This window comes from Dyella ginsengisoli LA-4 (assembly GCF_000334915.1).
Taxonomy (GTDB): domain Bacteria; phylum Pseudomonadota; class Gammaproteobacteria; order Xanthomonadales; family Rhodanobacteraceae; genus Dyella_A; species Dyella_A ginsengisoli_A.
The window spans coordinates 25,444-38,286 of record NZ_AMSF01000063.1 but is presented as its reverse complement, the minus strand read 5'-3'; the positions used below and the strand labels follow the sequence as shown (position 1 = coordinate 38,286).

The window sequence follows — 12,843 nt, the reverse complement described above, 5'->3', positions numbered from 1 at the left end:
GGGCGATGCTCCTGGCTTTGATGGTGATCAGGAGCAAAGGCATCGCCCGCGAGCGGGCTCCTACCGGGGGTGACCATGCGTATCGCTGATCTTGGCAACCAGCGCGTGGCCGTCTGGGGCTTCGGTCGGGAAGGGCGCGCGGCAATCCATGCGATCCGCGCGCAGCTGCCGGATCTGCCGCTGGCCCTTTACTGCAGCAAGGAGGAAGTCGAGGCCGCGCGCGCGTTCGATCCGGCGCTTGCCGTCTTCGGCCACGAACCGGATGCGGTCGCGCTGTCGGCGTACGACGTGGTGGTGAAGTCGCCGGGCATCTCGATCTACAAGCCGGCGGTGACCACCGCGCAGGCGCAGGGCACCGTGTTCACCTCGGGCACGGCGCTGTGGTTTGGCGAGAACCCTGCGGCACGCGTCGTGGCGGTGACCGGCACCAAGGGCAAGAGCACCACCACGGCGCTGCTCGCGCACTTGGCCCGTTCGCTTGGCATTCGCACCGCGCTGGCCGGCAACATCGGCCTGCCGTTGCTGGAGCTGCAGGGGCAGGCCGCCGAACTGTGGGCGATCGAGCTGTCGAGTTTCCAGACCGGCGAGGCCGGTCCGGTCGAACTGGCGGTGATCACCAGCCTGTACGAGGAACACCTGGACTGGCACGGCTCGCGCGAGCGCTACGTGGGTGACAAGCTCAAACTCGGCGACCAGGCGCGCACCCTGCTGGTGAACGGCCAGCAGGCCAACCTGCTGGCGCAGACCGCCGGCCATCCGGATCGCCGCGTGTTCGGCGACACCCAGGGCTGGCACGTCGCCGACGGCTTCATCCGCCGGGGCGCGCGCGACGTGTTCCCGGTGGCGCAGCTCGGCGTGCCCGGCCTGCACAACGCGCTCAACGCCAGCGCCGCGCTGGCGGCGCTGGATCTGCTCGGCTACGACGCGCTGGCCGCGGCGCCGGCGCTGGCCACCTTCCGCCCTTTGCCGCACCGCCTGCAGCCGCTGGGGCGGCGCGCTGGCCGCGACTGGATCAACGATTCCATCGCCACCACGCCGCCGGCCGTGGTCGCCGCGCTGGAGAGCCTGCCGGGCCGCGAGGTGGCGGTGCTGGTGGGCGGCTACGACCGCGGCGTGGACTGGGCACCGTTCGTCGCGTACGCGCAGGCGCATCCGCCCCGGGCGATCGTCTGCATGGGCGCGAACGGGCCGCGTATCGAGGCGGCGTTGCGCGCGGGGGCGGTCACCTGTCCGGTCGCGCGCGTGGCGGACCTGGCCGCGGCGGTGGAGGCGGGGCGTGCCGCCACGCCTGAGGGCGGTGTGGTGCTGATGTCGCCCGGCGCGCCGAGTTTCGACCAGTTCAAGGATTACGCCGAACGCGGCCGCCGCTTCGCCACGCTGGCCGGCTTCGAAGCCGACGCCACCGGCATCGATGGCCTCGGCATCCGCTGAGGCGCCGGTCGCCTGCCCGTTGTGCGGGGCGGCGACCGGTGCGCCGTGGCGCGAGGCCACCGGCGTCTATCGGCACTGCACGGCCTGCGATCTGGTCAGCCGTGACCCGGCCACCTGGCTCGATGCCGAGGCCGAGCGCGCGTATTACGGCACGCACGACAACCGCGTCGATGATCCGGGTTACCGGCACTTCCTGAGTCGGCTCGCCGATCCGCTGATCGCCTGCCTCGCGCCCGGCGCGCGCGGCCTGGACTACGGCTGCGGCGCGGCGCCGGCGCTGGCCGTGATGCTCACCGACGCCGGCTTTCCCACCGTCGGCTACGACCCGTTCTTTGCGCCCGATGCCGGCCTGCTCGATGCCCGCTACGACTTTGTCACCTGCACCGAAGTGCTCGAGCACATGCACGATCCGCTGTGCGACCTCGCCCGCATCGATGCGCTGCTCGTGTCGGGCGGCTGGCTGGGCCTGATGACCGAGCTGCGCCCGCCGATGGTCGACTTCCCCCGCTGGCACTACCACCGCGACCCGACCCACGTCGGCTTCCATTCGGAGGCGTCGCTGCGCTGGATCGCCGCGTGCTTCGCGTGGCGGGTTGAGAGCGTGGGGCGGCGGGTGATCCTGGTGCAGAAGTCGGGGTGAGCGAATGACGTGTGCGATGCAGATCGGGCCATTGCATGACGCCCGGCCTGTCGGATCGAGCGTGCATGACCGTCGGGGCTGAAGCCCCTCCCACAGAGGCTCGGACATGCATGCGCTTTCTGTGGGAGCGACTTCAGTCGCGACGACGCCCGGCCTGTCGGGTCGAGTGTGCATGACCGTCGGGGCTGAAGCCTCTCCCACAGAGGCTCGGACAAGCATGCGCTTTCTGTGGGAGCGATTTCAGTCGCGACGGCCGGTGGCTGCGGCTTACCAGATCTTCACGCGCTGGTCCGGATCCAGGTACATCGTCTGGCCCGGCTTCACGTCGAACGCCTTGTACCAGTCGTCCATGTTGCGCACGGTCTCGGCGCGGAACTGCGCCGGGGCGTGCACGTCGGTGGCCGCGCGCACGCGGGCCGCGGCATCGCGGGTCTTCGAGCGCCAGGTTTCGCCGAAGGCGATGAAGAAGCGCTGGTCGCCGGTCAGGCCGTCGATCACCGGCGCCGGCTTGCCGCCGAGCGAGGCGTGGTAGGCAGCCAGCGCGGCGGTGAGGCCGGACACGTCGGCGATGTTCTCGCCCAGCGTCTGCTGCCCGTTGACGTGCAGGCCCGGCAGGATCTGGTAGCCGTCGTACTGCTTGACCAGCTTCTGGCCCGCGGCCTCGAAGTGCTTGAGGTCGTCCGGCGTCCACCAGTTCGACAGCTTGCCCTGCGCATCGAAGTCGGCGCCGGTGTTGTCGAAGCTGTGGCTGATCTCGTGGCCGATCACCGCGCCGATCGAGCCGTAGTTGGCGGCCGGGTCGGCCTTCGGGTCGAAGAACGGCGCCTCGAGGATCGCCGCCGGGAAGTTCAGCGCGTTCTGCAGCGGCAGGTTCACCGCGTTGACCGTCTGCGGGGTCATCCACCACTCGCCGCGGTCCACCGGCTGGCCGATCTTGGCGCGCTGGTGCTGGTACTCCAGCTCGACGGCGCGCAGGTGGTTGCCCAGCGCATCGTCCGGCTTGACCGTCAGCGAGCTGTAGTCGCGCCAGGTATCCGGGTAGCCGACGCTCACGCGCAGCGTCTTGATCTTCTCCTTGGCCTTTTCCTTGGTCGCCGGCGTCATCCAGGTCAGCGTGTCGATGCGCTGGTCGAAGGCATTGACGATGTTCTTCACCATCGCCTCGACCTCGGCCCTGGACGAGGCCGGGAAGTAGTTCTTCACGTAGATCTGGCCCACCGCATCACCGAGGTCGGTGCTGGTGGCGTCGATCGCATCCTTGGCGCGCGGGCGCTGCTGCGGGATGCCCTGCAGGTCGTGGCCGTAGAAGCCGAACGCCAGGTCGGCGTAGCCCTTGGGCAGCAGGCTTGCGCTGCTGTTGATGGTGTGGAAGCGCAGCAGGGTCTTCCAGGCGGACAGCGGCTCGCTGCCGACCAGCTTCGCCAGGCCGGTGACGGCCTCCGGCTGCCACACGTCGATGGTCTTCACGCCGTCCAGGCCGGCGGCCTTGAAGTAGGCGGACCAGTCCAGCCCCGGCGCCTTCTTCGCGAAGTCGGCGGTCGGCCACAGGTTGTTCGCCTTGTGCACGTCCTGGCTGTCGACCAGGCTGGTCTGTGCCTTGGCGATCCTGGTTTCCAGCGCGAGGATGGTCTTGGCCTCAGCCTCGGCGTTCTTGTCGCCGGCCTGCTTGAGCAGGGCCACGACGTAGGCGTGGTACTGCTCGCGGATGGTCTTGGTCGCGGCGTCGTCGGAGAGGTAATAGTCGCGGCTGGGCAGGGCCAGGCCGCCCTGCAGCAGGTAGGCGATGTTCTGCGACGGATCTTCCAGGCCCTGGGTGACGAACAGGCCGAACAGGTGGCTGGTGTGGAAGTTGGTAGCGTTGATCGGGTCGACGTCGGCGCGCAGACGGCTGCCGAGCACCTTGGCCAGGTCGTCACGGGACTTGATGCCTTCGATCGCCGACAGCTCCGGTTTCAGGGGCGTCAGGCCGGCCTTCTCGATCGCGTCGGTGTTCATGTACGCGGCGTAGTAGTCGGCGATCTTGCGCTCGTTCGAGCCTTCGGCCGGCTTGCTGTCGCCGGCTTTCTGGATCAGTTCGGCGGTGCGCTTCTGGGCCAGTTCGTAGAGCTTGAGGAACGAGCCGGTGCTGGAGCGGTCCGCCGGGATCTGCGTGTCCTTGAACCAGGTGCCGTTGGTGTACTGGAAGAAGCCGTCGCCGGCGGGCCTGGATTTGTCCATGCCGGCCAGGTCGATGCCGATCGGGGCTGGCGCGGGCGCGGCGGCGGTCTTCGGCGCGGTGCTTGCCGGGGCGGGGGCCTTCGACGAAGGGGCTTCGGAATGACCGCACGCGGCGAGCGCGGCGCAGACGGCGGTGGCAAGCATCCAGCGGGTTGGCTTCATCGGAGAACTCCGGGTGGGGAAATCCCCACACCATACGCTCCCTTTCCGAGCCCCGCAGCATGACCGACGGCGCATGCGCCGTCGGCGTCAGCGCTCCAGCCGGTAGTTGAAGCTGGCGCGGCTGAAGGTCGTGGCATCTTGCGCCTCGAAGCTCCAGCGCTTGCTCAGCCGGTAGCGCAGGGTGATCACCTGGCCCGGTTCGAACAACCCCACGCCGTAGCTCAGGTACAGCCGCGGCGAGAGGTATTTGCCGACGGTGAACGCCGAGCTGCCGTTGAGCGCGTCGCTGCTGGACACGCCGATGTCGTCCACGCCGAGCTGAGAGCCGATGCGCTTGGCCAGCAGGTCGCCGCCGGCCGAACCCAACGCCTGCGCGGCGGAGTTCACCATCGAACCCTCGCCACCCTTCACCTCCGACAGCGGCTTGCCGGTGATCAGGTAGGACAGCGCGTCGGACTGCTCCATCACCGGCTGCGAGAACACGCTGAGCACCGGCCGCTGCGCCGTGCCGGACACGTACAGGCCGACCTTCTGGCCCTCGTCGATGGTCGCGTTCGGGTTGAGCCGGCGCACCGCGCGGATGTCCAGCCGCGGGTTGTCGATCGGGGTAGTGGCGAAAAGCAGTTGCCCGCGCTCGATGGTGAGGTTCTGGCCGTAGGCGCGATAGGTGCCGGACACGTCCACCTGGCCCTGACCGGTGGTGGCGCGGCCGGGCCGCTCGCGTACCACCAGCTGGCCGCGCAGGTTGCCGTCCAGCCCCATACCGACGAGGTGGGTGCGCTCGCCCAGGTCCACCGCCACGGTGGCGCTGATCGGCATCGCTCTCGCCCTGGCTTCCTGCTGCTCGTCGATCACCACCACGTCGGGCGACGCCTTGGTGGCGCCCGCACCGGGAAGGCGAGAGACGTCGATGTCGGCGCTGTCCAGTGCGACGCGGCCGGTGACGTCCATGCCCTGTGCGTCCTGCTTGAGCACCAGCGTGGGCGAGACGACCACGCGCGCCGCGGGGATGTCCGCGGCGGTGACCTGCTGACCCTGGAACACCAGTTCGGTGGATGCGTCGGTGCCGAAGCCGACCGTGCCGCGCACGCCCAGCGTGCCCTTGCCCGAACGCAGCGTGCCGTCCACGTGCAGCTGCCGGGCGTCGCTGCTGGCCAGCGTGATGTGACCGTCGGCGAGCTTGAGGCCGGCCGCGGGGATCTCCGCGGCGAGACCATCGATGGTCGCGTTGCCGGCCAGCGTGGGCGAGGCGAGTGTGCCGCCGACCTGGAAGCGCCCGGCCAGCGAGCCCTTCACGTTGGCCAGCTCGGTGGTGAGCAGTTCGACGAAGCCGAGCTGGCCGAGTTGCACATCCACGCTGCCGGCCAGCGTCCGGTCGGGACCGGACATCGCCACCTGGCCGTCGACATGGCCGCCGCCGTCGAGCAGGGCGTGCACGGTGGCATGCTGACTGCCGGGGGCAAGGCGGGCGTCCAGGGCGAGGTCGCGGTAGGCGAGCAGCGGATGATCGCCGTGGTCGCTGTAGTTGATGGCGCCGCTGGCGGAGCGGATCGTTGCGTGGCCATCGAGCGTGCCGTCGGGCTTGCGCCTGATCGCGCCGTCGCCCTCGAGGGTGCCGTCGGCACGCATCGGCAGGTCGGCCAGTCCGGCGGCGTTGAGGATCAGTGCCAGTGGCAGCGCGTGCAGGCGGTAGCTGGCGTCGAGCGTACCGGCCCGGTCCTGGCTGGCCGAGGCGCACAGCAGCGGTTCTCCGGCAGAAAGGCACAGTTCGCCGGCCCGCCAGCCGCCATCGCGGTAGGCCAGTGCCGTGGCCTGCTGCAGCCGCCAGCGAGGCAGGCCCTCCGGGGCCAGGTCGAGCGTGCGGAGGGTGCCGGTCCAGGCGCCGTTGCGCAGTGAGCCGTCGAGCGCCAGCCGACCGGACAGCTGGCGTCCGGCGACATCGAGGGCGAGCCGGTGGGTCGCCTCGCTGCCCTCGGCCAGCAGGTGCATGCGGTCGAAAGCCAGCCCGTTTGCGAGCAGGCCCTGGCCCTGCACGTCGAGCTTGCCGGCCAGTCGGCTCAGGTCGGGCAGGCCGACGACCAGTTGCAGATGGTCCAGGCGATCCTGGCGCCAGCCGAGCCGGTCGCCCTGCAGCGTGCCGTTGATGCTCAGCCGCGGCGCCAGCCCGCGCACGACCAGGTGCCCCTGCAGGCGGCCGCTGGCGTCGGGCAGCCAGTCGGACAGCGAGGCGATCGCCAGTCGCAGCTCGGCGTCGTTCTGCGCCCCCGGCTTGCCCTCCACGTGCAGGCGGCTGTTGCCGGAGGAGAGGTCCAGCGTGCCGTCCAGCACGCCGGACGGTGACAGGTGCAGTTCGCCGTGGCCGCCGAGCGTGCGCTGACGGAGCTTGCCGCCCAGCCGCCCGAGCGCCAGCGTGGCCTCCCAGCCGCTCGCCTGGCGCCGGCCGCGCGTGCGCAGATCGGCGTCGATGGCCCCGGGCCAGCCGGCAACCAGTTCGCCGGGATCGAAATGCTGCGCCTGCATGTCCAGCTGCCAGCCCAGCGACGGCTGCAGGTCGATCGTGCCGCTGGCGACCAGTTGTCCCTTCTTCTGCTTCAGGGCGAGCGTGCGCAGCGCGATCGAGGTCGGCGTGCCGTCCAGGTCGACGGCCAGGTGGGCCGGTTGTCCGGGCGGTCCGAGCGAGACGTCGCCATGGGCCTGGAAGTGCTCCGTGCTGCCCTTGGCACTCAGCGAGCCATCCGTGGCCAGCGCCTGGCCGACCAGTTCCTTCGGCAGCGTGACGCCCTTCCACTGCACCTTCAGATCGGCGCTGAGCGGCGTTGCGGACAGTTGCACCAGGCCACTGGCCTGCAGCGAGCCCGGGATCTGCGGCGAGGCAAGGGCGAGTTGTTCGAGCTGCAGCGTGTCGAGGCTGTCGCTCAGACGCGCGCGCAGCGGCTGCAGCTGCAAGGTGGTGTCGTTCACCTGCACGGTGCCATCGATGCGGCCGCCGCGACGGTCACCGCTGGCCTCGAGCGACAGCGCCAGCGCATGCAGCGGTCCCTGGCCGAGGATCGGCGAGGGATCGAAGCGCGGCGCCTTCAGCGTGGCGGTCCATGGATAGTCGCCGTGCTGTTCCAGCGACACCTGCAGGGTGGCCGCGGCCGGGCTGGCCAGTGCCAGTTCGAGCTGCGCCGTGCGGCCATCGCCGTGGGCCTGCAGCCGACCGCTCCAGGTGGTGTCGCCGAGCTTCCAGCGGAAGCGGCCCTGGCCCTGGCCGCGATAGTCGGCCGAGGCCAGTTCGCCGGCCAGGCTCACCTGGCCATCCGGACCGGCGAGTTCGAGCCGGCGCAGCGTGATGCCGCGCCCGGTCCAGCGGCCGGCGAGGTCGATGCGGTCGGCGGCGAATACGGGTTGCCCCTGGCGAGTGATGCGCAACTGGCCGGTATGCAGGCGGTCGACCTGCACATCCAGCGGCGGCTGCAGGTCGAAGCCGCTGCCCGTCGCAGGTTGCGGCGAGGGTGGCGGCAGCACCACCGCGATGCCGTCCGCGTCCAGCTCCAGCACGTGCAGGCGCTTGCGCAGCAGGGCAGCGACGGACAGATCCAGCCGCGCCCGCGCAACCCGCACGTCTAGTCCCTGGGCGTCGCGGTAGCGCAGGCGCTGCACGGTCAGCGGGCCGAGCAGGCGGCCTTCGGCCTGGCCGACGCTCAGTGCGCCGCCCGTCGCGGCGCTGGCGCGGGCGATCGCGAAGCGCAGGCCGCCCTGGGTGCCGAGCAGCCAGCCCAGCGCCAGCGCGATCGCCAGCACCACGGCGAACAGGCCGGCCGACAGCGCACGCAGCCAGCGGCGGCGGGGACGGGCGGGGCGTGCTGCGTCGGTCATGCGCGCCTCCTCACAGGTCCGGTCCGATCACGATGTGCAGCTCGATGCCGTGCTTTTCGCGACTGTGCACCGGCGTGCCGAAATCGACGCGGATCATGCCCACCGGCGACAGCCAGCGCACGCCCAGGCCAGCGCCGATCTTCGGCCGGTAATCGGTGCCGGTGAAGGCATTGCCGGCATCGACAAAGGCGGCAATGCCCCACTGCCTGGTGAAGTAGTGCTCGACCTCGGTGCTGGCCACCAGCAGGTTGCGGCCACCGATCACGCGGCCGTAGCTGTTCTTCGGGCCGATCGACTGGAAGCCGTAGCCGCGCACCGAGCGATCGCCGCCGGCGAAGAAGCGCAGCTGCGGCGGCAGCGCGTCGAAGTTGCCGGTGCTGGTCATGCCGGCGCTGCCACGCAGGATCAGCCGGTTGCGGCCGAGAAACGCACGGATCCACTTCGCGTCGACGGTGAACTGGGCGAAGCGGGTGTCCGACAGCAGCGTGCCCGCGGTGCTGCGCACGGCCAGGTTGATCGACCAGCCCCTGCGCACGAAAGTCGGGTTGTCGCCGCGCTTGCGTCCCAGCGAGGCCTCGGCGAACACCAGCGTGCTGCGGCCGTGGTCGATGCCCGGTGTGTTGTCCGGTTCGCCGCTGCGCTTGCCCACGGTGAAGGTGCCGGACAGCGCGTGCACCCCCAGCGTGCGGGTCCAGCCGTGCCACAGCCGGGTGTCGTTGCCGACCAGTTCCAGTGTGCGCGACTGCGAAGTGTCGGTGTTGGCGTCGCGGTAGTTGGCGCCGAAGTTCAGGCTGTGCTGGTTCTTGCCGGGGCGGGGGATGGTGTAGAAGGTGGAGAGCGTCTTCAACCGCTGCGCCACCACCAGTTCGTTCTTCCATTTGTGGCCGCTGCGGTTCACCCAGCGCCGCTCCACCCCGCCGCGCAGGCCGAAGCCGGTGTCGGTGCCGATGAACGGGCCGCCGGTGTAGACCGTGCGCTTGGCCGGCACCAGCTGCACGCGCACATTCACGGTGCCGTCCTTTGCGTCGTCGACGTCGGGCAGCACGTTGACCACCGAGAAATAGTCGGCGCCGTTGAGCGCCTGCTGCAGGTCGAGCAGTTTGTCCTGCGAGAAGTAGTCGCCGGGCCTGAATGGCACGTAGCGGTCGAGGAAGCCGTCGCGGAACTGCGAGCCCTCGAACTGCACCGGGCCGAAGCGGTAGCGCGGGCCGGCCTCCCAGGCGAGCCGGATCACCGCGCTGCGGTCCGCGCGCGTCACCTCGACGCGATGGGTGAGCAGCTTGGCGGCGAGGAAGCCGTTAGCGGTGAGCTGGCCGCTCAGCGCGTCGCGCGCGGCGTCGTAGACGCCGTCGTTGAGGGTCTGGCCCTTCAGCTGTTCGATCGCCCGTTCCGCGCGTCGGATCGGCGCGATCGCCAGCGCCGCCTGATCGAGGTCGACGTGCACGGCGGTGATCTTCACCGGTTCGCCCGGCTTCACGTGCAGCGTCACCTGCCAGTCGGTGCCGATCCGTTCGAGGTCGGCGTCCACGCTGGCGTCGTAGTACCCGTAGGGGCGCAGCGCCGTCTGCGCCTGGTCCGGCGCACGGGCGTAGAGCCGCCGTACCTGCGCGTCGCTGACCTCGCGCGTGGCGTACTGCGACAGCTCCACTCCCGCGACGATGGCTGTCTTGAGCGAGTCGTCCACGCCGTCGACCACCAGCTTCACGCCGGCATGCGCAAGGCCGGGCAGCAGGGCGACCAGGGCGAACAGGCTCAGGCGTCGGAAGCGGCGCATGGACGGGGCGACATCCCTGTGGAACGTGAAAATCCGCGGGAGCTTACCCGAGCCGGCGTGCGCTTCCGATGAACAGTCGCGCCTCATCGTCCGGATTGTCAGCCCGCCTTGTCGCCGGCCTTGTGCGCGATCCAGGCGCCGATCACCGCGGAGAAATAGGGGATCGACTGCGCGCCCAGGATGAACATCCACAGCGTGCCCTCGATATAGCGCGTGCCGTAGCTCAGTGCCATGCCGACGATGCAGCCGACCAGCGCGATCGCCATCAGCAGCTCCTCGCGCACCGGGGCGAATGCGGCGAAGCCCGATTCGCCCAGCCGGCGGCTCTTGGCGGTGACCACGAACGAGGTCTTCTCGCGGGTCAGGCCGTGCAGGATGCCGCGGGCGATGGCGTGGCTCAGGCTCATGCTGGCCAGCGAGGCCATCAGCGTGTCGTACCAGCCGCACGGGACGCGGGCGCGGTACAGCACGATGCCGAAGATCGCCTTGGCGAAGAAGAAGCCGATCACCGGGATCAGGAACAGCTGCATCGGCAGGCTGAAGTACTGCGGGAACGCCACCATGCCGGCGGTCCAGAACAATGCCATCAGGGTGAAGATCAGGTGCAGCGCATCGGCGAACCAGCTGAACCAGCCGGTGAGGAAGTGGAAGCGCTGGCCGGATGACAGCGGGCCCTTCTTCACCATCCAGTGCCAGCGGCCCTTGAGGATCTGCATCGCGCCGAAGGCCCAGCGGTAGCGCTGGCTCTTGTATGCCTTGAAATCGGCCGGGGTCAGGCCCTTGCCCATCAGTTCGTCGACGTAGACCAGCTCGTAGCCGGCGTGCATCAGGCGCAGGCCCAGCTCGGCGTCCTCGCAGATGGTCCACTCCGACCAGCCGCCAGTGCCCTCCAGCGCGCTGCGCCGGACCATGGTCATGGTGCCGTGCTGGATGATCGCGTTGCGCTCGTTGCGGTGATGCATGCCGATGCGGAAGAAGCCGTCGAACTCCCAGGCGGTCATGCGGCGGAAGCGGTTGTGCTCGAAGTCGCGGTGCGCCTGCGGGCACTGCACCACCGCCACCTTCGGGTCATGGAAGTAGCCGGTCAGGCTGGCCAGCCAGTCGTGGCGCACCTCGTAGTCGGCGTCGATCACCGCCACCACGTCGGCGCGCGGGTCGGTTTCCTTCAGGCCGAAGTTCAGTGCGCCGGCCTTGAAGCCGGGCCACGGCTCGAGGTGGAAGAAGCGGAAGCGCGGGCCGAGCTTCTCGCAGTACGCCTCGACCGGCTTCCACACGTCGGGGTTCTTGGTGTTGTTGTCGATCACCAGCACTTCGAAATTGTCGTAGTCGAGCGCGGCGAGCGAGTCGAGCGTGACCTGCACCATCTCCGGCGGCTCGTTGTAGCAGGCCAGGTGGATCGACACGAACGGCTGCTTTTCCGGCGGATCGGGTCGCAGCATGCCGGCGTGGCGGACCCAGCCCCGGCGCCACAGCACTTCGGTGAACTCGAAGCCGTTGATCAGCAGGATGGCCAGGATCGCGATCTGCGCCGGGAACAGCAGGGTGAGCATGGTCCAGTCGACCCAGCTCAGGTAGAAGTTGAACGGCAGCGTGGCCGACCACACCACCAGGCCGCAGGCCAGCTGGATCAGCGCGGCGAAGAAGAACCGGCCCATCAGCCTGAAGCGGCTGAAGCGGCGGCCGAACCAGATCATCGGCAGCAGCGCCAGCAGGCTGGCGGCCAGCGCCTTGGCCGGCCACGAGGTGTCCTCCACCACCGGTCCGGTGAACGGGAACTTCGGCTGCCGGTCGGCGTTGAAGATGCCCCAGTAGGCGCCGGTACGGCCTTCGCCGAGGGCCTCCTTCCACGGCTGGTCGAACGCTTCCAGCAGGTAGTAGTCGATGTGGCGCGCCTGGGCGGCGTTGAGCCAGTGGCGGATGAAGATCGCCTCGTTGGACACCGACGGCAGCGCGTATTTCTGGCGGTCGCCGTTGGACGGCCAGCCGATCTCGCCCACCACGATGTGCCTGGTCGGGTACATCCGCTGGATGTTGTCGTAGGCGCCGAGCGCCGCATTCAGCGCGTTGTCGCGGTCCGGGTCGACGCTGGTGCCGATGCCGTTCCAGAACGGGAACAGGTGGATGGTGATGAAATCCACGTGCTGGGCCAGCTCGGGGTACTTGATCCAGATGTAGTCCGGCTCGGCGATCGACACCGGCTGGCGCACGTGGGCGCGCACGCGGTCGAGATAGCGGATCATCTGGTCCAGCGACTGGTCGCCGCGGAACAGCACCTCGTTGCCGACGATCACCTTGTCGATCGTGTCGGGATAGCGGTTGGCCAACGCGATCAGCTGGTCGATCTCGCGCTCGTTGTTGCCGCGGCGGGTGTCGATGTTGGCGCCGGCCATCACCTTCAGCCCGTCCTGGTGCGCGAGCCGGTAGACCTGCGGATTCTCCTGCGTGGAGTAGGTGCGGATGTGCCCGGTGTACTTGCGCAGCAGCTTCAGGTCGCTGTCGATCTGCTGGTCGGACGGGAAGTCCTGCTTGAGCGGGTTCTGGTAGCGCTGGAAGAACGACACCGAGAAGCCGTTGATCGGCCCGCGCCAGTCGTCCGGGCCATGCGGCCGGTTGCCCCACCACCACAGGCCGAGGTTCATGGCGGCCACGAGAACCGCAAGCAGGAGGGCTACCAGCAGGGGATGGCGACTGTCGTTCGTGGCTTGCGTGGCGCTCAAGAAAGATCCCCGTGAAAGCCTCCACGACGAAGGCCGGAAAG

The 12,843-nt window shown here is 69.5% G+C and carries 6 protein-coding genes; 2 read left to right on the top strand and 4 right to left on the bottom strand.

The features are described from left to right. Positions 1–75: 75 nt before the first annotated feature. Complete coding sequence (gene murD, locus C693_RS0115235) at positions 76–1,431, top strand: UDP-N-acetylmuramoyl-L-alanine--D-glutamate ligase (protein WP_017463139.1); 1,356 nt, start codon at positions 76–78, stop codon at positions 1,429–1,431. Next, positions 1,412–2,071 (top strand): class I SAM-dependent methyltransferase, encoded by a 660-nt coding sequence (locus C693_RS21925; protein ID WP_017463138.1) that lies wholly within the window; start codon positions 1,412–1,414, stop codon positions 2,069–2,071. Before murD ends, C693_RS21925 begins: the two co-directional genes overlap by 20 nt. A gap of 267 nt (positions 2,072–2,338) precedes the next feature. On the opposite strand, the gene C693_RS0115225 is transcribed toward C693_RS21925, so the two are convergent. From C693_RS0115225 to C693_RS0115210, 4 genes are all read right to left on the bottom strand, one after another. Beyond that, positions 2,339–4,450 carry a M13 family metallopeptidase gene (locus tag C693_RS0115225; protein WP_017463137.1) on the bottom strand — a complete coding sequence of 704 codons (2,112 nt, stop codon included), beginning with the start codon at positions 4,448–4,450 and terminating at the stop codon, positions 2,339–2,341. Between the two features lie 87 nt (positions 4,451–4,537). Then, entirely contained in the window at positions 4,538–8,311 is a 3,774-nt protein-coding gene (locus C693_RS0115220) for a translocation/assembly module TamB domain-containing protein (protein ID WP_017463136.1), read from the bottom strand. A 10-nt stretch (positions 8,312–8,321) separates the two neighbouring features. Next, entirely contained in the window at positions 8,322–10,085 is a 1,764-nt protein-coding gene (locus C693_RS0115215) for an autotransporter assembly complex protein TamA (RefSeq protein ID WP_017463135.1), read from the bottom strand. 98 nt (positions 10,086–10,183) lie between these two features. Beyond that, positions 10,184–12,802: a glycosyltransferase gene (locus tag C693_RS0115210; RefSeq protein WP_017463134.1), complete on the bottom strand. Its 2,619-nt coding sequence runs from the start codon at positions 12,800–12,802 to the stop codon at positions 10,184–10,186. Between the last annotated feature and the right edge of the window lie 41 nt (positions 12,803–12,843).

Coding starts and splice junctions, on each gene's coding strand:
- C693_RS0115225 (WP_017463137.1), bottom strand. CDS start 4,450: ATGAAGCCAACCCGCTGGATGCTTGCCACCGCCGTCTGCGCCGCGCTC.
- C693_RS0115220 (WP_017463136.1), bottom strand. CDS start 8,311: ATGACCGACGCAGCACGCCCCGCCCGTCCCCGCCGCCGCTGGCTGCGT.
- murD (WP_017463139.1), top strand. CDS start 76: ATGCGTATCGCTGATCTTGGCAACCAGCGCGTGGCCGTCTGGGGCTTC.
- C693_RS0115215 (WP_017463135.1), bottom strand. CDS start 10,085: ATGCGCCGCTTCCGACGCCTGAGCCTGTTCGCCCTGGTCGCCCTGCTG.
- C693_RS21925 (WP_017463138.1), top strand. CDS start 1,412: ATGGCCTCGGCATCCGCTGAGGCGCCGGTCGCCTGCCCGTTGTGCGGG.